We start from the raw sequence: 20,389 nt of genomic DNA on the forward strand, positions 1-20,389 counted from the left end.
TCGGCGGCCGGGGGGGGGTCAGACGCTGAGCGCGCGGTCCGTCGGCCTGACCGGGGCGGGCAGGGTGCTGGTTCCGGTCAGGTAGCGGTCCACGCCGCGGGCGGCGGAGCGGCCCTCGGCGATGGCCCAGACGATGAGCGACTGGCCGCGGCCCGCGTCGCCGGCGACGAACACGCCGGGGACGTTGGTGGCGTAGTCGGTGTCACGGGCGATGTTGCCGCGCTCGTCCAGGGCGAGGCCGAACTGCTCGACGAGACCGTTCTGTCGATCCGTCCCGGTGAAACCCATCGCGAGGGTGACGAGCTGGGCGGGGATGCGACGCTCGGTGCCGGGCTTCTGCTCGAGCTTGCCGTCGACGAACGCGACCTCGACCAGGTGCAGCCACTGGACGTTACCGTCCTCGTCGCCCTCGAAACGGGTGGTGGAGACGGAGTAGACCCGCTCCCCGCCCTCCTCGTGGGCCGAGGTGACCTTGTAGAGCATGGGGAAGGTCGGCCAGGGCTGGTTCGCGTTCCGCTCCTCCCCCGGCCGGGGCATGATCTCCAGCTGGGTGACGGAGGCAGCGCCCTGGCGGTGGGCGGTGCCGACGCAGTCGGCGCCGGTGTCACCGCCGCCGATGACGACGACGTGCTTGCCCTCGGCGGTGATCGGGGAGACCGTGAGGTCGCCCTCCTGCACCTTGTTGGCCAGCGGCAGGTACTCCATGGCGAAGTGGATGCCCGCCAGGTCGCGGCCGGGGACGGGCAGGTCGCGGGAGGTGGTGGCGCCGGCGGCGATGACGACGGCGTCGTAGCGCTTGCGCAGCTTCGCGGCGTCGATGTCGCGGCCGATCTCCACCTCGGTGCGGAACTTGGTGCCCTCCGCGCGCATCTGCTCGATGCGGCGGTTGATGTGGCGCTTCTCCATCTTGAACTCGGGGATGCCGTAGCGCAGCAGCCCGCCGATGCGGTCGGCGCGCTCATAGACGGCGACCGTGTGGCCGGCGCGGGTCAGCTGCTGGGCGGCGGCGAGTCCGGCGGGGCCGGAGCCGATGACGGCGACGGTCTTGCCGGAGAGGCGCTCGGGCGGCTGCGGGGTGACGTCGCCGGCGTCCCAGGCCTTGTCGATGATGGTGACTTCGACGTTCTTGATGGTGACGGGCTGCTGGTTGATGCCGAGCACGCACGCGGACTCGCACGGCGCGGGGCACAGCCGCCCGGTGAACTCGGGGAAGTTGTTGGTGGCGTGCAGCCGCTCGGAGGCGGCGCCCCAGTCCTCGCGGTAGGCGTAGTCGTTCCACTCGGGGATGAGGTTTCCGAGCGGGCAGCCGTTGTGGCAGAACGGGATGCCGCAGTCCATGCAGCGGCTCGCCTGCTTGGAGATGACGGGCAGCAGGGAGCCGGGGACGTAGACCTCGTTCCAGTCGCGGACGCGTTCGGCGACGGGACGGGTGCGGGCGACCTCGCGGTCGGTGGTCAGAAAGCCCTTCGGGTCAGCCATGGGTCGCCGCCTCCATCATCTTCTCGTGGGTCTCGGTCTCGGAGAGACCGGCTCGCTCGGCGGCGTCCTTGGCGGCGAGCACTGCCTTGTACGTGGTCGGCATGACCTTGCGGAAGCGGGTCACGGCCGTGTCCCAGTCGGCGAGGAGGGTCGCCGCGACGGTGGAGGCGGTCTCCTCGTGGTGGCGGCGCACCACGTCGTGCAGCCACTGCCGGTCGTCGGCGTCGAGGGTGTCGACGGCGGCGGCCAGCTCCTTGTTGACGTTGTCGGGGTCGAGGTCGACGACGTAGGCGACGCCGCCGGACATGCCGGCCGCGAAGTTGCGTCCGGTGGCTCCGAGGACGACGGCCCGGCCGCCGGTCATGTACTCGCAGCCGTGGTCGCCGACGCCCTCGGAGACGACGGTGGCGCCGGAGTTGCGGACGCAGAACCGCTCGCCGACGCTGCCGCGCAGGAACAGTTCGCCGCCGGTGGCGCCGTAGGCGAGGGTGTTGCCGGCGATGGTGGAGTACTCGGCGAGGTGGTCGGCGCCGCGGTCGGGGCGGACGACGATCCGGCCGCCGGAGAGGCCCTTGCCGACGTAGTCGTTGGCGTCGCCCTCCAGGCGCAGGGTGACGCCGCGCGGCAGGAAGGCGCCGAAGGACTGGCCTGCGGAGCCGGTGAAGGTGATGTCGATGGTGTCGTCGGGCAGTCCGGCGCCGCCGTACTTCTTGGTGACCTCGTGGCCGAGCATGGTGCCGACGGTGCGGTTGATGTTGCGGATGGGCACCTGGGCGCGGACGGGCTGGGCCTGCTCGGCGCCGACGGTGTTGAGGGCGTCGGCGGCGAGCTTGATCAGCTGGTTGTCGAGCGCCTTGGCCAGGCCGTGGTCCTGTGCGGTGGTGCGGTGGCGGACGGCGCCGGCGGGCAGGTCGGGCACGTGCAGCAGGGGCTCGAGGTCCAGGCCCTGGGCCTTCCAGTGGCCGACGGCCTTGGCGGTGTCCAGGAGCTGGGCCTGGCCGACGGCCTCCTCGAGGGTGCGGAAGCCCAGTTCGGCGAGGATCTCGCGGACCTCCTCGGCGATGAACTCGAAGAAGTTGACGACGAATTCGGCCTTGCCGTTGAAGCGCTCGCGCAGGACGGGGTTCTGGGTGGCGATGCCGACGGGGCAGGTGTCCAGGTGGCAGACGCGCATCATGACGCAGCCGGAGACGACCAGCGGGGCGGTCGCGAAGCCGAACTCCTCGGCGCCCAGCAGGGCGGCGATGACGACGTCGCGGCCGGTCTTGAGCTGGCCGTCGGTCTGCACGACGATGCGGTCGCGCAGCCCGTTGAGCAGCAGGGTCTGCTGGGTCTCGGCCAGGCCCAGCTCCCAGGGGCCGCCGGCGTGCTTGAGCGAGGTCAGCGGGGAGGCGCCGGTGCCGCCGTCGTGGCCGGAGATCAGGACGACGTCGGCGTGGGCCTTGGAGACGCCCGCCGCGACCGTGCCGACGCCGACCTCGGAGACCAGCTTCACATGGATGCGGGCGGCGGGGTTGGCGTTCTTGAGGTCGTGGATGAGCTGGGCGAGGTCCTCGATGGAGTAGATGTCGTGGTGCGGGGGCGGCGAGATCAGGCCGACGCCGGGGGTGGAGTGGCGGGTCTTCGCGACCCAGGGGTAGACCTTGTGGCCGGGCAGCTGGCCGCCCTCGCCGGGCTTGGCGCCCTGGGCCATCTTGATCTGGATGTCATCGGAGTTGACCAGGTATTCGCTGGTCACGCCGAAGCGTCCGGAGGCCACCTGCTTGATGCTGGAGCGGCGTGCGGGGTCGTAGAGGCGCTCGGGGTCCTCGCCGCCCTCACCGGTGTTGGACTTGGCGCCCAGCCGGTTCATGGCGATGGCGAGGGTCTCGTGGGCCTCCTGGGAGATGGAGCCGTAGGACATGGCGCCGGTGGAGAAGCGCTGGACGATGGCGCTGACCGGCTCGACCTCGTCGAGGGGGATGGCGGGGCGGTCGCTCTTGAAGGAGAACAGGCCGCGCAGGGTCATCAGCCGCTCGGACTGCTCGTCCACGCGCCGGGTGTACTGCTTGAAGATGTCGTAGCGGCGGGCACGGGTGGAGTGCTGCAGCCGGAAGACGGTGTCGGGGTCGAAGAGGTGCGGCTCGCCCTCGCGGCGCCACTGGTACTCGCCGCCGATGTCGAGGCGGCGGTGGCTGGCGGGGACGCCGGTGACGGGGTAGGCCTTGGTGTGCCTGGCCGCGACCTCGCGGGCGACGACGTCCAGGCCGGCGCCGCCGATCTTGGTGGCGGTGCCCTGGAAGTACGTCGCGACGAAGTCCTCGTCCAGGCCGACGGCCTCGAAGACCTGGGCGCCGCGGTAGGAGGCGACCGTCGAGATGCCCATCTTGGACATGACCTTCAGGACGCCCTTGCCGAGCGCCTTGATGAGGTTGCGGATGGCGTCCTCGGGGGCGAGGTCCGGCAGGAACGTCCCTGCCCGGACGAGGTCCTCGACGGACTCCATGGCCAGGTACGGGTTCACCGCCGCCGCGCCGTAACCGATGAGCAGCGCGACGTGGTGGACCTCGCGGACGTCCCCGGCCTCCACCAGCAGCCCCACCTGGGTGCGCTGCTTGGTGCGGATGAGGTGGTGGTGGATGGCCGAGGTCAGCAGCAGGGACGGGATGGGGGCGTGCTCGGCGTCGGAGTGCCGGTCGGAGAGCACGATGAGGCGGGCGCCGTCGGCGATGGCGGCGTCGGCCTCGGCGCACATCGCCGTGAGGCGGGCGGCCAGCGCCTCGCCACCGCCGGAGACCCGGTACAGGCCGGAGAGCGTGGCGGCCTTCAGGCCCGGCAGGTCGCCGTCGGCGTTGATGTGGATGAGCTTGGCGAGCTCGTCGTTGTCGATGACGGGGAACGGCAGGGTGACGCTGCGGCAGGACGCGGCGGTGGGGTCGAGGAGGTTGCGCTGCGGGCCGAGGGAGGAGATCAGCGAGGTGACGAGCTCCTCGCGGATGGCGTCCAGCGGGGGGTTGGTGACCTGCGCGAAGAGCTGGGTGAAGTAGTCGAAGAGCAGGCGCGGGCGCTCGGACAGGGCGGCGATCGGCGAGTCGGTGCCCATCGAACCGATGGGCTCGGCGCCGGACTTGGCCATGGGGGCGAGGATGACGCGCAGCTCTTCCTCGGTGTAGCCGAAGGTCTGCTGGCGGCGGGTGACCGAGGCGTGGGTGTGCACGATGTGCTCGCGCTCGGGGAGGTCGGCCAGGTCGATCAGGCCGGCCTCCAGCCACTCCTGGTAGGGCTGCTCGGCGGCGAGGGCGGCCTTGATCTCGTCGTCCTCGATGATGCGGTGCTGCTCGGTGTCGACGAGGAACATCTTGCCGGGCTGCAGGCGGCCCTTGCGGACGACCTTGGCGGGGTCGATGTCGAGGACGCCGACCTCGGAGGAGAGCACGACGAGGCCGTCGTCGGTGACCCAGTAGCGGCCGGGGCGCAGACCGTTGCGGTCGAGGACGGCGCCCACGACGGCGCCGTCGGTGAAGGTGACGCAGGCCGGTCCGTCCCAGGGCTCCATGAGGGTGGAGTGGTACTGGTAGAAGGCGCGCCGGGCCGGGTCCATGGAGGCGTGGTTCTCCCAGGCCTCGGGGATCATCATCAGCACGCTGTGGGGCAGCGAGCGGCCGCCGAGGTGGAGGAGCTCCAGGACCTCGTCGAAGGAGGCGGAGTCGGAGGCGTCGGGGGTGCAGACGGGGAAGATCCGCCCGAGGTTGCCGTCGGCGCCGAACAGCTCGCTGGCCAGCTGGGATTCGCGTGCCCGCATCCAGTTGCGGTTGCCCTTGACCGTGTTGATCTCGCCGTTGTGGGCGACGAAGCGGTAGGGGTGGGCGAGCGGCCAGCTCGGGAACGTGTTGGTGGAGAACCGGGAGTGCACCAGCGCGACGGCGGTGGCGCAGCGGCGGTCGGAGAGGTCCGGGAAGAACGGCTCCAGCTGCCCGGTGGTGAGCATGCCCTTGTAGACGATGGTGCGGGCGGACAGCGAGGGGAAGTACGTGTCCGCCTCGCGCTCGGCGCGCTTGCGCAGGGCGAAGGCCTTGCGGTCGAGGACGAGGCCGGTGTTCACGCCGTCGGTCACGAACAGCTGGCGGAAGGCGGGCATGGTGGCGCGGGCGCCGGCTCCGAGCAGGTCGGGGGCGACGGGCACCTCGCGCCAGCCGAGGACGGTCAGGCCCTCCTCGGCGGCGATCGTCTCGATGCGCGAGACGGCGGCGGCCGCCTCCTGGTCGTTCGCGGGGAGGAAGCCGATGCCGACGGCGTACGCGCCGGCCTCGGGGAGGGCGAAGGTGACGCTCTCGCGGAGGAAGGCGTCGGGGACCTGCAGCAGGATGCCCGCGCCGTCGCCGGAGTCGGGGTCGGAGCCGGTGGCGCCGCGGTGCTCCATGTTGCGCAGGACGGTGAGCGCCTGTTGCACGAGCTCGTGGCTCGCCTCGCCGGTGAGAGTCGCGACGAAGCCCACGCCACAGGCGTCGTGCTCGTTGCGCGGGTCGTACATCCCCTGCGGGGCGGGGTGGGATGCGTGGCGCATCGGCGCTCCCGTCGTCGTCTGGCAGTCATGTCAGAGGCATGTGCCGAGGGACGACGTTGGCCCTCGCTGAGAAGGTTGGTGCAAATTACATGATGGGGCGCTTCTCAAAAAGTGGAAGGGTCGGTCCATCATGTGGACATCGGTGTGGCGGGCGGGCGCTCCGGATCCCTGGGATCGCCAGGCCCGGCCGCGCCGAGAATCAGCACAGCACGGGCGGCGTTGCCCGCTGCGCTTCCGGATTGTGCCCTGTCCCCGAGGAACTGAAACCGCGGAGAAACACGCACGTTATGCGGAAGCGCGCATAAGAATTACCCGACGGCGGTGCCGAAGGCAATACCGAGGAGGTATGTCACACCCGCCGCGGCACCGCCCAGCACCAGCTGGCGCAGCCCGCTGAACCACCACGACCGGGCCGTCACCCGGGCCACGACGGCCCCACAGGCGAAGAGCCCCACCAGTGCCAGCAGCACCGCGGGCCACAGCTGGGTGGCCCCGAGGAGGTACGGCAGGAGAGGCAGCAGGGCGCCCAGCGCGAAGGAGCCGAAGGAGGACACGGCCGCGACGGCGGGCGAGGGCAGGTCGGACGGGTCGATGCCGAGCTCTTCGCGGGCGTGGATCTCCAGCGCCTGCTCGGGGTCCTTCGACAGCTGCCGGGCGACCTCGCGCGCCAGCTCCGGCTCGACGCCGCGCGACTCGTACAGCGCGGCGAGCTCCGCCAGCTCGTCGCCCGGGTGCTTGTGCAGCTCGTGCCGCTCCACGTCCAGCTCGGCCAGGACCAGTTCGCGCTGGGAGGCGACGGAGGTGTACTCGCCGGCCGCCATGGAGAAGGCGCCCGCCGCGAGGCCGGCGAGGCCGGCTATGACGATGGCGTGCGAGGAGGCGGTGCCGCCGGCGACGCCCGTCATCAGGGCCACGTTGGAGACGAGTCCGTCCATGGCCCCGAACACCGCGGGTCGCAGCCAGCCGCCGTTCACATCGCGGTGCGTGTGATTGTCGCGGTGGGCGGCGTGTGTCGCCGCGGCCGTATCCAGGACAGCCATCTCTTCGAGCGCTCCCTCTCCCAGGGGCCCGGGCCCTTCGCCCCACCCCTCCGTGACTCGAAGGTACGCACGAATGGCGGTGATCCGCTAGCAAGGAAGGCCGAACTTACCTCTCTGACCTGCGGCTTTGTGGTGAGGGCGGGGAGATTTCCGGTGAGCGGAAGGATCTATTCCGGCCAGGGGCGGCAAAAGGCCCCCACGGCGGGTGCCGTGGGGGCCAGAAGCGACGCGCCGCGTCAGACCTTCGTCAGACCTTCTTCTCCTTGGACGGCTTAGAGGGCGCGGCGGGCTTACGAGGCGAGCGCTCGGCGTCCGCGCTGTCACCCTCGGGGCTGTCGCCGTCCGCGGCCTCCTCACCGGCACCCGGCTCCACCACGAGCTCCCGCCCGGGGGCCTTCTTCGCGGAGATCACGATGTAGGCGACGGCGGCGAGGAAGAGGACGATGGACGTCCAGCCGTTGAGGCGCAGGCCCAGTACGTGGTGGGCCTCGTCGACGCGCAGGTACTCGGTCCAGAACCGCCCGACGGTGTAGGCGGCGACGTAGAGCGCGAAGGCCCGGCCGTGCCCGAGCTTGAAGCGGCGGTCGGCGAGGATCACCAGGGCGGCGACACCGAGGCACCACAGCGACTCGTACAGGAACGTCGGGTGGTACGTACCGGCGACGCGCCCGATCGCCGGGTCCGCGTCGATCTTCAGCGCCCACGGCAGGTCCGTGGGCTTGCCGTAGAGCTCCTGGTTGAACCAGTTGCCCCAGCGCCCGATGGCCTGGGCCACCGCGAGCCCGGGCGCGACGGCGTCCGCCCAGGCCGGCAACGGAATCCCCCGGCGCCGGCACCCGATCCACGCCCCGACCGCCCCGAGCGCCACCGCGCCCCAGATGCCCAGGCCGCCTTCCCAGATCTTGAAGGCGTCCACCCAGTTCCGGCCCGAGCCGAAGTACAGCTCGTAGTCGGTGATCACGTGATAGAGCCGCCCACCGACAAGCCCGAACGGCACCGCCCACACAGCGATGTCGGCAACCGTCCCGGCCCTGCCGCCGCGCGCTACCCAGCGCCGGTTGGCGAGCCAGACGGCGACGAAGACGCCGATGATGATGCAGAAGGCGTAGCCGCGCAGGGGGACCGGCCCGAGGTGGACCACTCCGGTGGAGGGACTGGGGATGTATGCGAGATTCATGGCAGCTACGAACCTACCTTGTGGCGGGGCGAAGGCCCAGGGTGGTCTCGGGGCCTTCAGACTCGCGTGAGGTGGCGATCCAGAAGGGCCCGGAGACGATCGGCGTCCGATGCGACCACCAGGCCACGCTTGGGTAGCGCCGCCATGTGTTCGGCACCCTTGTCCTTACCGAAGATCAGGAAGTGCACCGGGGTCTCCGCGTAGTACGGACACACCGACCACTCGAAACTGCTGCTCCCACGCTCGGCAGTGGCACGCACACCGTGCGCATCCACGCTGACGCGTGTCTGACCGTACTGCTCGGCGAGGCGGTACAAGGAGCGCGCCCGTTTCCGTCCGGAGAGGAAGGCGACCAGAGGACCGACGAGCGCCAGGCACCAGAGTGGGACAGCCGTGATACCGGACCCGCCCAGACCAATGATCACTGCCGTGAAGGCGGCCGCCATCACGGCAGATCCTATGAACAGCCGCTTGGCTCTGCGCCCGGAAGGCGTAAGACGCCACTGGGCACGTACGACTGCCGTCATGTCGTCCGGCGTGGGCTGGTAGACCAGCTCGATTGCCTGCTCGTCGACGGCTGCTTCGACTTCCTGGCCTGTGGCCACCGATCCGTTCCTCCTGGTTGGCGCTGAAGCGCGTGATCATACAGAGGAGGGCATCCGACCAGCCGCCGCCAGTGCCGAGTAGCCACGAGGCCAGGCGCCACAGGTGCCGCAGCCGGCACACGCCCGCCATTCAAAACACGACGTCCCACCCCGGCATGCCGGGGTGGGACGTCATTACGAGGCCATAACAGCACACGGCGAGCGGCTGAGCAGCCAACCCGCACAGTCAGGCTGTCACATGCCGCGATCCGGGCCGTACCAGACAGCTGTCTCGTCGCCGTAACTCATGGGTCGGCCTTCGAGCTTCACCGGCCCCGGGTAGAAGGCAGAACTGTTCGGGCCCGCCATGTCCTCACCGACCAGATATCGATAGAGCCACTCGGAGAAGCTAATCGAGTACTCGAAGAACTCCCCTTCCCCATCGTCGACGAAGAGGCGCCATTCCTGACCGCCAGCCCCTCTCGCCAGGAAAACAGTCTCTCCACGGTTGGTACTGGCGACAGGGGTCAGGCCATCGCTCGTTCCGAACCTCATCTCGCTTATACCGAGTGCGGGACGAGGGTCTCCATCGATATCGTCGCCCCAGGGGACCTCTTCCCAGGCCACCACCGTCTCGCGGATCCACTCCCCCAGGTTCCATCGGGCAGTAGCCGGATGATCCAGGTACAGATGACCGTTGAGCTGCACGGGCCCGTAGGCTTCAAGAATCTTCTTGTAGTCCGCGGGAAGCTCGAAGCCCAGGGAAGCTTCGAGGTCGGCCCAGGCTTCCGGACTCGCGCCGTACCCCCTCGCCTCGCCCAGCATGGCAACAACATCGCCAAGATAGTCGGAACTCATCACTCTCTACCTCCTCGGGCAATCTGGATCGCCTGTCGTGGTGCCACCGGTCGGTGACTGATGAACGAAGCAGTGTTTCGTTGTTCCATCCTCGATCATCGAGTACTTGTACTCGATGGTGGTCGGAATGCCGGAGTAGGCATTCCCGTAATGAGGAACAATGGAGAGCTGCAGATGTTTACCCGGCCGAATCCCCTTGCGCAAATCTTGCTCAACTCCGTAACTGATGTACGGGGCATTGGCTTTCTCGTACTCTGCAACGAGGTTCCTCAAGTCGATTCCTGAGCCACTCAGAGCAGCCGGCACAAGGTGGCCATTTGCAGGCTTGTGCCCCTGCGATGCGATCTCCCGCATACCCGGCGGTTGTGTCGAATCGTTGGTGTTCGTCCCGGGCTTCTTGCGCTTCGGGTTCTGGTCGCTGGAGTCGAAGACCCCATAGGTACCCGTGGCCCGGCACTGCTCGCCGCCTTCAAACGCATCGTAGTAGCGCTCGCGAGGCAGGTACGTAGCGTGACCGTTCGAGCTCCTTCCAGGCCCGTCATCGCACTTGCCGTCACTCCGCAAGCGACCGTTGTTCTTTCCCCCGTTTTTGTCTGTCTTCTCCTGGTTGGGGTCGATCCAACGTCCTTGCGCCGGGTCGTAGTTGTCACCGTTGAACAGGTCGAGGATGCGCGCCCCGGTAATGATCGCGTTGACCACGTCACCGGGCTTCCAACCACCACCCGGCTGCCAGTCCGGCTTCAACGGCAGGCGATTCGGCGCCGGCTTGGGATTCTTGCCGTTGTTCGGGTTCTGGTCGATCGGCGGGGGCGGAGGATGGACCGGCACGCGGGGGCGGGGGCGGGCTATCGTCCTGCCGTAGCCCCGGCTGGTCGTGGACCGGTAAGAGGGACGGTAAGGGCGGTAGTAGGTCGGTTCGTCATAGCCCCAGCCGTCGTCCTCGTCTTCCCAGAGGTTGCTGTTGTTCTCCTCGGCAGCCAGCCTGAGAAAGTTGTTGGCCTGGGCATTGATGCTGGAGGAAGAACTGCTGGTCCAGCCCTGAGACCACGAGTTGTCGTAGGAGCTGCTGCTCGAATGACCGTGCGAGCGGTTGCGATCCCATGTGTCGTAGACCGTAGCGCCGCCACCGACGACGATACTGCCGAGGACGCCCCAGCCGACCGCTTCTCCGATCGCCGCTCCGCCCCAGATGACGAGCGGGATGAAATGCCCGCTGGGGTCCGTCCCGCTGAGGGGTGATCCGTTGGCGTACAGGTAACGGTTCGCCTGAACCGACGGGCTCGGGTCCAGCTGCCACGTGTCACGGGCCGCGAAGCGTCCCGTGCCCGGCTGGTACCAGCGGGAGGCCATGTTGACATCGCCGCTCGCCGGGTCGGTCCAGCCGGACTGGTAACCCAGCGAGGATCGCGAGCCGGCCTTGGACCGGACCGTGCCGAACGGGTCGTACGAAGCGGACCCCACGACCTTCGTGCCGTCGGCCGACAGGCCGGCCACCACGTCGGTGTGCTGGTCGGTCACCGACCGCTGCGCGGTCGTACCGTCCGTGCTGCCGAGCAGTGCGCCGCCCGGCGTCCGGCTGTAGGTGCTGGTGCCGTCCGAGACGAGGTTGTTGGAGCCGCCGTCGTACGTGAAGGCGGTGTCACCGTGCCGGCTCACTCGGTCGAGCGAGTCGTAGGTGAACCTCGTGTCCCCGTCGGCGATGCGGCGCTCGAAGGCGTCATGGGTCAGCGAGCGCTTGCCACTGCCCGTGTCGACGGACGAGAGCGTGCCACGCGGCGTGTAGCCGTACCGGGTGGTGCCGTCCGTGAGCTGACGGTTGGCCTCGTCGAAGGTGGCGGCGACATCGCCGGCCTTGACGCGGTTGCCCGCGTCGTCCCACGCGTAGGTGGTGGTCTTGTCGCCGCTCGTCCAGGACGTCATGCGGCCGGACTTGTCGTACTCGTACGTCTCCTTTCCGGCGCCCGAGACGCCACTGGTGGTCTTCGTGGTCAGGAGGTTGTTGAGGTCGTAGGCGTACGCGGTCGACATGACCTGGGTCGTGCCGTCCGCACCGATGACCTTGGACTCGGTCAGACGGCCGAGCGAGTCGTAGGTGTAGTCGCGCTTGCCGCCGTTCTTCCAGTCGGTGGCACCAGCCGGCTTCGTGGCGTACTGCTCCTGCAGGACGCGACCCGCCGGGTCGTAGGCGGTCACCGTCTGGCCGCCGGTCACGGCGTCCTCGGTCCGGTTCAGACGGCCTGCGACGTCATAGCCGTACGTCGTCGTACCGGACTTGTCCGTCCGGGACGTCATGGCGCCGTCGGCGTCGTAGGCGTAGGTGGACTTGCCTCCAGGGCCGTTCGTGGTCAGCAGCTGGCCACGGTCGTTGTAGGTGTAGGTGTTGGGGTTGAGCACGTCACCCGAGCCGACCTTGGTCAGACGGCCCGCGAGGTCGTGCTCCAGGGTGCGGTCGGCCGTCTCGGCCTCGGCACCCGTGCCCGTCTCCTTGGTCAGGCGACCGTACGCGTCGAACGTGCTGCGCCGCTCGACGCCGCCGGGCAGCAGCTCGGCCACGTTCTGGCCCGCCGCGTCGTAGACCTTCGTCCACGTGCGGTCCGCCGGCTTCGGCTGGGCCGCGGTGGCGGGCTCGATCGTGGACTCGGGCAGGCCCCACGGAGTGAAGGAGTAGGTCGTGACGTTGCCACGGCCATCCGTCAGGCGCGTGCGGTTGCCCATCACGTCGTAGCCGAACGAGGTGGTGAGGGACTTGCCGTCCGCGACCGGCTCGGCCTGCTGCGTCATCCGGCCCAGGGCGTCGTACGCGAAGGTGGCCTTCGCGCCGGTCGCCGAGGTGGCGGAGACGCGGTTGCCGTCGGCGTCGTACTCCACCGCGGTGGACCGCAGAGCAGTGGTGCCCGTGCCGTAGTCGGCGGTGCCCACCACGCTGCCGAAGCCGTCGTAGCGCGTGACGCTCTTGCGGCCCGTGGGGTCCACGGTCTCGGTCTGGCGGCCCAGGACGTCGTAGTCGCGCTTCGTCGTCCCCCCACCCGGCATCGTGGCGGTCAGCACCTCGCCCGCCACGTTGTACGTGGCAGTCGCGACCCGGCCCGCCGGGCTGGTTGACGAGGTCTGGTGACCCGCGTCGTCCCAGGCGTAGCGCGTGGTGAGGTTCTGCACCGACGGGTAGCGCTCGACGTTCGTCGCCGTCAGCTGGCGGCCGAGCTCGTCGTAGGTGGCCTCGGTCCGCGCGCCGGTGGGTCCGGTGGCGGAGAGCTGGAGGCCCGTGGGCGTCCAGGAGAAACGATTCGCCTTGTCGTCGAGCGTCGACGGCTGCTGCAGGGTGCCGCCGTCGTTGTTCAGCAGGTTCGTCGCCGGGAGCGACTGCCGGATCAGGTGGCCGAGCTGGTCGTAGGTGTACGTCACGGTCCGGCCCAGCGGGTCGGTGGTCGTCGTCTTACGGCCCAGGGCGTCGTAGGAGGCCCGGGAGACGGCAGTGATCTTCTCCCCGCCCGGCGGGGTGTAGTCGGGCAGGGTCACGGCGGTGGCCCGGCCGAGCTTGTCGACCGCGGTGCGGGTCACCGACCCGTTCGCGGCACGGGCCTCTGTGGCCTCGCCGAAGGTGTTGTACCCCCTGAGGGTGGTCGGCTTGACGGCCTCGGGCTGCTGGCCCGGCTTCTCGGCCTGGACCTGCGGGGCGGTCTGCTCCACGATGCGGCCGAGGGCGTCATAGCGGTTGGTGGTGGTGAAGGCGGCGGTGTCCGCACCGGTCTCGGTGCCGCGCGGTGTGACGGCCGTGACGGGAAGGCCCCGCTGGTCGTACGTGAACTTGGCCGTGCGCGTGCGATCGCCGTCGACCGCGGTCTGGGTGAGCTTGTTGCCCGCCTTGTCGTAAGTGAAGCGCTGCGTGTTCAGCGCGGTCTTCTGCTCGACGGGCCGGTCGCCGTCGTCGTACGTGAACTCGGTCCAGCGGTTGAGGCCGTTGGGGTCGAGCACGCTGCGCTTGACGCGGCCGGTGGCGTCCACCTCGTTGGTGACGGTGGGGGTGCCTCCGGTGCCGGTCCGCTGGACGAGATTGCCCGCACCGTCGTAGGCGTTGGCCTCGAGCACGATGTCGTGCTTGCTGCCGTCGGCCTGGGTCACGCTCTTGGCCGTCTTCGACGCGAGCTTGCCGTCGTCGAAATAGGTGTAGGTGGTGGTGGCTCCCATCGCGTTGGCCGTCGAGGCCAGGCGGCCTGCCGGGTCGTAGGCGTTGGAGACCACTACCAGGTCCTTGGCGTCCCCGGAGGGGTCGCCCTTCCAGTCCTTGAGGACCGTTTCCGCAGGACGGCCGGCGGCCGTGTAGCGGAACTCGTAGGTCGCCCCGAGGGGGTCGGTTGTACGGACCTTACGGCCGAACGGGTCGTAGGCGACTACGGTCTCGTTGCCCTCGGCGTCGGTCGACTTGTCTTCCAGGCCGTGCTCGTCGTAGTGGTGGGAGACGGTGCGCTTGGCGTCGCCGCCGGTGGTGTCCTCCGTGGATTCGGTCAGCAGCTTGCCGTCGGGATCGAAGGCACGCGAAATCTTGGCGGTGTGGGTCGCGCCGGTGACCTCGTTCTTCACCGCGGCACCGGTCTCGGAGACGATCCGCGACATGGCGTCGTAGGCGAAGGTCGTGGTCACACCGTTCGGCTGGCTGTCGGAGACCTGGGTCTCGGACACCTTCCGACCGATGCCGTCGTAGGCGTAGCGGGTCACCAGACCCGAAGGGGCCGTGGCCTGGGCGAGGTCGCCCTGGGCCGTGTAGGCGTACTCCGTCACGGCGCCGCCGGGCGCGGTGATCGTACGGACCAGTCCGGCCGGGACACTTCCGCCGCCGATGGCGGCCTCGCTGCCCGTGGTGTACGCCGTGACGGACTTCCGCCCGTCGGCCAGCACCGTCGTGTCCGGCAGGCCGAGCGCCGTGTACGTCATGGACGTGCGGTAGCGGTCGTCGCGGGCGCTCGTGGACCGGGCGTCGCGCGTGGCCGTCGGCTTGTCGTTGCGCGGGTCGAGCGGGTCGCCGCTGTTGAGGTAGTAGTCCGTGAACGACGTCCAGCAGGAGTTCGCGTCACGGCAGGTGGTCTTGGAGACCGTGTTGCCGCGGGCGTCGTGCCCGGTGACGGCGGAGTGCCCGTTGGGGTCGGTCACGGTGTGCAGGAAACCGCCGCTGTCGTACGCGTAGGTGGTCCGACCGCCTTCCGCGTCCGTCGCGGTCACCGGGCGCTGGCCGCGTAGGGCATCGTACGTCGCGCTGCTGGTGCGGCCCGCCGGGTCGGTGACGCTGACGGTGGACGTCAGCGAGGACATCCCCGAGTGGCGCATGGCCCGGTAGTGCTCGGCTACCTGGTCCTCGCTCAGCTCCTTCGGGTAGAAGGCGGCTTCGTCGAGGTCACCCGTGAAGTAGCGGGTTCCGGGCGCCTTGCCGTCCCAGCCCTCGCTCGCGTAGCCGCCACCGAGGTAGGTGTGGGCCATCGTCTCGGGCTTGGACGGCTCGTTCAGGCTGCCGACCTTCGTACCGTCGAGGTAGAGGGACTGGCTGCTCGCACCGCCGGTGATCACGACGTGGTGCCACTGGTTGTCGGTGACGGCCGTGCCCGAGACGACCGGCTTTCCGGAGCCGCCGTGCCACAGCTGGCCCCGCAGCTTGCCGTCGGAGTCGATCAGCAGGCTGGGGTTCCAGTCGGTGGGGACCTTGCCCAGGTCCGCGTTCTGCAGACCGAGCAGGACGCCGCTCGCCTTGCCGGTACGGAACCACAGCTCCGCCGACATCGCGGGCGTGTTGCCCATGATGCCGTAGGGCAGTTCGACCGAGCCGTCCCCCGCCAGGGTCACGGCAGCGTTGTCGCCGGGCCCGAAGGCGCCGGTGGCAGCGAGCTTGGCCTTGCTGTACGTGCCGTCGCCGGGGTACACCGCGGTCTTGCTGCGGGCCTTGTCGCCGCTGGCCTCGTCGAGGCGCCAGTAGCCGGACGGTGCGTCAGCGGTGACCGTGCCGCGGTAGTGGGCACCGTCGCCGGAGACCAGGCCGGCGCGCGAGCGGTAGTGCTCGGCGACCGTGTCCTGCGTCAGCTCCTTGGTGTAGAAGGCCACCTCGTCGAGCTGACCGGTGAGGTAGCGGGTTCCGGCGCTCTGACCGTCCCAGCCCTCACTGGAGTGGCCCGCGCCGAGGTAGGCGTGGTCCAGAGTCTCCGGCTTGGCGGCACCCGCGAGGGATCCGGCCTTCGCACCGTCGAGATACAGCGCCTGTCCACTGGTGCCACCGGTCAGAACGGCATGGTGCCACTCATTGTCCGTGACCTTCTTCCCGGAGATGATCGGCTGCCAGGAGCCGCCGTGCCACAGCTGGCCCCGCAGCTTGCCGTCCGAGTCGACCAGCAGGCTCGGGTTCCAGTCGGTCGGCGTCTTGCCCAGCTCCGCGTTCTGCAGACCCAGCAGGACGCCCTGCTTCCCCGTGCGGAACCACAGCTCGAAGGAGAGCGAGTCGGCCCCCTTCAGCGGGTCCGTGGGGACCTCCACGGCACCCGCGGAGCCGTCGAGCGTCACCGAACCGTCGTCACCGTCGGAGAAGGCCCCGACCGCGCCGAGCATCACGCCGTCGCGGTACGAACCGTCCGCGCCGCCGGTGATCTCGTTGGACGCGGTGGAACCGCTGCGGTCACCCAGCCGCCAGTACTCGACGGGCCCGGAGGTACGGACCGTATCGGCGTACGCCGCCGAGCCGGCGGAATAGGAGGGCGCGGAGACCTTCCAGGTGCCGCCCTTGTCGTCCGTGGTCCCGGTGACACGACCCGTACCGGTGTCGTAGGCGACCTGGGCGTGGACGCGTCCCGACGGAAGGGTGACCTTGGTCAGCCGGCCCGACGCGGCACGTGCCCGGTGGTGCTCGGCCACGGTGGTGGCGTCCAGGGACTGCTGGTAGACGGCCACCTCGTCCATGAGGCCGGTGAAGTGCCGGACGCCGGCGGCCTGGCCGTCCCAGTTGGTGCTGGAGTAACCGGCACCAAGGTAGGTGAAGGACTGCTTGCGGTGGTCGATCGGTCCGGTCAGCGAGCCGACGAGGACACCGTCGAGGTACAGCGATTGCGTGGTGCCGGCGGCGGTGAGCGCCGCGTGGTGCCAGGTGTCGTCGTTGACGGCGGTGCCGCTGACGATGGGCTGGACCCTTCCGGTCCAGTACTGTCCGACCAGCTTGCCCGCGCTGTTCACGGAGAGGGCGGGGGTCCAGTCGTTGGGCTCGCCGTCGGCCAGCCGGCCGTCCTGGAAACCGACCAGCACGCCGGGCTTGGTGGTCTTGAACCACAGCTCGGTCGTCAGCGAGGTCGAGGTCCGGATGGTGTCCTCGGGCAGCTCCACGTACGAGTTGGTGCCGTCGAAAGCGGCGGCCTTGTCACTCGTGCCCGCCACGGCTCCGGCGGAGCCCAGCTTCACGTCCCGGTAGAGGGCCTGGTTGAGACCGGTGCGGGAAGGGGCTTCGCTTGCGGCGACGGCGCCTTGGGCCTCGCCCAGCCGCCAGTAGGAGACGGGGTTCTGGTCGAGGACCATGCTGCGGTAGAGCGAACCGTCGCCGTACTCGTAGACCGTGCACTTGTCGGTGACGCCCGGCGGGCAGACCTTGGTGAGACGGTCACCGGTGTAGGTGTACGCCCACGTCAGCCCGTCGGCGCCGGAGCCGGTTCCCTTGGCCGTGGCCGAGGCGACCTTGCCTCCGCTCCAGCTGAAGGCGAGCGAACGCCCCGACAGCATGTCGCTGGCATCGGTCAGCTTGCCGTCGGTGTACGTCAGGCGCTGTTCCCGGCCCGAACCGTCGGTGATCTTCGCCAGTCGGCCGGAAGGGTCGAAGGAGTACGTGGTGGCCGACTTGTCCCGCAGCGCCCAGCCGCCGCCGGTGACGGAGGTGAGGGTGGTCGGGCTGCCGGACGGGGCGGCGTAGGTTCCGTCGGTGTTCTTGCCGAAGCGGACCCGACTGCCGCCCGCGGTCGTCACCACGACGTTGCCGGTGCTCTCCGCGACGGCTCGCATGTCCCAGCGTGTGGACCAGCCACTGCCGAAGACGTTGTCGTCGCGTGGGTCGAGCGAGTTGTACGTGCGCACGACCGACAGCTCCGGGCCCACGGTGGGGGCGGACGCGTCGGTGGCGGCCGTGGCGTAGTTGCCCGACCGGCTGCCGAACTCACGGCCGCCGTCACCGCCGAGGTGGGCGGTCACAGCGGGCTGCGGCACCTGGGTGGTGAAGTACGCGGGTCCGGGACGGTTGGAGGTGTCCTTGCCGTCGTACACGTACGCGTACCAGGCGTAGCTCTTGCTCCAGGAGAGCCAGCCGTTGGGCACGGCCCACTGCTGGGAGGTTCCCCTGGGGCCGCTGCGGCAGTTCTTGCGGGCGTCCTTGCCCTCGACCTCGCAGACCTCGAACGAGTACTGCAGGGCGCCGGCCGGGGAGTGGTCCTCGTCCTTGCCGGATGCCCACAGAGTCGGGGTCAGGGAGTTGAGCATCCCCCCGCTGGCCGGGGACTCGGCCATGAGCTGCGGCGGCAGGTTCACCGCGGCGAACTTGATCGGTGCGCCGGGGACGCCCTCGCTGGTGAACCGGGGGCCGTCCAGGACGTCCATGGTCCACACCAGGGTGTAGGTGGCCGGCTGCAGTGCAGCGATCTTGGCGTCGAGAGTGACGCTCTGGCCCGGTGCGACGTCCTGCGGCATGGGCGTCCAGGCGACGTGCGCCGTGTCGTTGAACTCCTTGCCCGACTCGTCGTAGAGGTTGTAGCGCAGCTGGATCTTGCCACCCTTGGTCCAGGTGTCCTGGCCCTGGTTGGTGACGGTGACCTTCATGGAGCCCTGGGAGGTGGCCGTCACCGGCTTGGTGAAGTCGCCGACCTTGTAGGTGGCGCCGTACCGGGTCCAGGTGATGTCCAGGCTGGGCTTGCCGTTCGGGTAGTCGTCGGAGCCGAACTGCTTCCAGCTCTTGGTGTCCGACTCCGAGGCCTTGACGGCGAGTCCGTAGTTCTTCTTGCGTCCGTGGGTCCAGTCGCTCACCAGCTCACGGCCGGCCGAGCCGAGGCCTATGGACTCCCAGGCCGCGCCGCACGACCACGACTGGGTGTTCGGCGGTCGCCAGCCGTGCGCGAAGCTCTTCGAAGCCAGGGACGATCCGGTGTCCGGTCCCGGATAGGTCTTGGTCGAGGACTCGGACCAGTCGGACGTGATGGCGTGGACGGTCACCGGCCGTGCGTCGCAGGAGTACGACCAGGTGTTGTACAGCGACAGCTTCGCGTCGAGCACCCAGGCGTTCTTCAGCGAGCTCTCGACTCCGTCGAAGCGCAGGAAGGACGCGGCCTTGTGCGTGCCACCGTCGTAGGTGCCCGCCTTGAGGACCGTGTCGCTCGAGAAGTCGGTGTTGTAGGGGGACTGGACGTAGGTGCCGGACGTCGCGTCGACGCCCTTGACCGACGGGTCCACCTTCACCGGGAACACGCGCTCCGGCGCGTTCAGCCAGTCCTTGTCGAGGGTGACAACGAGGACCTGGCGGCCCTTGTCCGTGGCGAGGCCGTAGCGGACGCCCGTGGAGATCTCGCCTTGGTTGGCGTTCTCCGCGAGGTGGGAGTCCTCCATCCAGCCGGCCGGTATCCGGGCACGCTGCCGGCCGGCCTTGTCGGTGAACTCCACCCCGCCCTGGTCGTCCAACTTGGCCGTCAGGCCCTCGGTGCCGAGCGGGAAACGCCATTCGGTGGGCGCGTCCTTGCTCTTGAGGACGAGGGTCTCCTTGACCGTGTCGTTGCTGGCGATGTACTGCAGGTCGGCGGAGGGACGGGCGTCGGGGTAGGTGATGACGCTGCCGTCCACCGTGCCTGTCGCACGTGAGGCGCCCTCGAGCCCGTAGGCCAGCGCGATCCCGTCGCCCAGGCCCATGCGCAGCACCGGGTCCGCGTCGGCGGTGGCGGAGAAGCGGATGGCGACGGCGGTCGATCGGGTCTCCCAGAGGGGAGCGGCCTCGCCCGCCGAGCGCGTGGCCTTCTGCTCGGGACGGGTCAGCGTGGGGTCGATCTGCTCCCACGTGCCGTCAGCGGCGCGGCGGTTGACCGGCTCGTTGTAGTGCCGGGTGGTGTAGGTGCCGTCCTCGTTGCGGAAGGTGCGCTGCCGCTCCTTGCGCTCGGCGGGCAGCTCCTTGCTGTCCTTCTCGGAGAAGCCCTGTGGTGCCGGGAGAACGGGAGCCTCGGCCGGCTCCGCCGGGCCCATCTTGGGTGCCTGCGGGCGACCGCCCAGTTCCTGACCGCTGAGCTTGTGCTCGGCCGGCAACTGTCCGGGGGCCTCCAGCGCGCCGCGGCGGCCGCCATCGGCCGCCGCCTCCGTGGCACCACCGGGTGCCCGGTGGTCACGGCCCGCGGCTGATCCCCAGCGCTGGTCGGGAGCTCCGGGGCTGGATGAACTTCGATTCCATTGATCGACTGCCAGCGCAACCTGTTCGGTTCCGCATAGCAGGGCCATGACAAAAGCCATGGCGAATGCTATCTGCCGTATAAAGCGCACGAGTTTCCCTCATGGGTGAACAAAATCGATCATTATTACTACCTGACACGATCTTTATTCAACCCAAAGCGGGCACACTCGATCATGAAGTGGCGTATGTCATGCCCGCTTTGACGTAACATCAATGCGCATTGAGGGACTTACACCGCAGCTCCGGGCAAGTCGCATCTGATACGAACCAGGGATCGGGCCC

General features: G+C 69.3%; 7 protein-coding genes. All 7 read right to left on the reverse strand.

Features of this window, described 5'->3' with window-relative positions; translation table 11 throughout:
- Positions 1 to 18: 18 nt before the first annotated feature.
- Positions 19 to 1,479 (reverse strand): glutamate synthase subunit beta, encoded by a 1,461-nt coding sequence (locus tag AB0G59_RS19360; RefSeq protein ID WP_360913091.1) that lies wholly within the window; start codon positions 1,477 to 1,479, stop codon positions 19 to 21.
- Positions 1,472 to 6,022, reverse strand: coding sequence for a glutamate synthase large subunit (gltB, locus tag AB0G59_RS19365; RefSeq protein WP_360913093.1), 4,551 nt, complete (start codon positions 6,020 to 6,022; stop codon positions 1,472 to 1,474). The genes AB0G59_RS19360 and gltB overlap by 8 nt, the downstream gene beginning before the upstream one ends.
- Positions 6,023 to 6,330: 308 nt before the next feature.
- The gene (locus AB0G59_RS19370; RefSeq protein ID WP_360913097.1) at positions 6,331 to 7,062 is read right to left on the reverse strand and encodes a VIT1/CCC1 transporter family protein; all 732 of its coding nucleotides are present in this window, start codon (positions 7,060 to 7,062) and stop codon (positions 6,331 to 6,333) included.
- A gap of 247 nt (positions 7,063 to 7,309) precedes the next feature.
- The gene (gene lgt / locus AB0G59_RS19375; protein ID WP_360913099.1) at positions 7,310 to 8,239 is read right to left on the reverse strand and encodes a prolipoprotein diacylglyceryl transferase; all 930 of its coding nucleotides are present in this window, start codon (positions 8,237 to 8,239) and stop codon (positions 7,310 to 7,312) included.
- Between the two features lie 56 nt (positions 8,240 to 8,295).
- Entirely contained in the window at positions 8,296 to 8,844 is a 549-nt protein-coding gene (locus AB0G59_RS19380; RefSeq protein ID WP_360913101.1) for a hypothetical protein, read from the reverse strand.
- A 234-nt stretch (positions 8,845 to 9,078) separates the two neighbouring features.
- Positions 9,079 to 9,681 (reverse strand): SMI1/KNR4 family protein, encoded by a 603-nt coding sequence (locus tag AB0G59_RS19385; RefSeq protein WP_360913103.1) that lies wholly within the window; start codon positions 9,679 to 9,681, stop codon positions 9,079 to 9,081.
- Between the two features lie 6 nt (positions 9,682 to 9,687).
- Complete coding sequence (locus AB0G59_RS19390) at positions 9,688 to 19,965, reverse strand: LamG-like jellyroll fold domain-containing protein (protein ID WP_360913105.1); 10,278 nt, start codon at positions 19,963 to 19,965, stop codon at positions 9,688 to 9,690.
- Positions 19,966 to 20,389 lie beyond the last annotated feature (424 nt).

The organism is Streptomyces sp. NPDC021096, from assembly GCF_040641275.1.
Lineage (GTDB): Bacteria > Actinomycetota > Actinomycetes > Streptomycetales > Streptomycetaceae > Streptomyces.

What these genes read in the sequence shown, in the direction of transcription:
- AB0G59_RS19360 (WP_360913091.1), bottom strand. Translation starts at nt 1,479, where the DNA reads ATGGCTGACCCGAAGGGCTTTCTGACCACCGACCGCGAGGTCGCCCGC.
- gltB (WP_360913093.1), bottom strand. Translation starts at nt 6,022, where the DNA reads ATGCGCCACGCATCCCACCCCGCCCCGCAGGGGATGTACGACCCGCGC.
- AB0G59_RS19370 (WP_360913097.1), bottom strand. Translation starts at nt 7,062, where the DNA reads ATGGCTGTCCTGGATACGGCCGCGGCGACACACGCCGCCCACCGCGAC.
- lgt (WP_360913099.1), bottom strand. Translation starts at nt 8,239, where the DNA reads ATGAATCTCGCATACATCCCCAGTCCCTCCACCGGAGTGGTCCACCTC.
- AB0G59_RS19385 (WP_360913103.1), bottom strand. Translation starts at nt 9,681, where the DNA reads ATGAGTTCCGACTATCTTGGCGATGTTGTTGCCATGCTGGGCGAGGCG.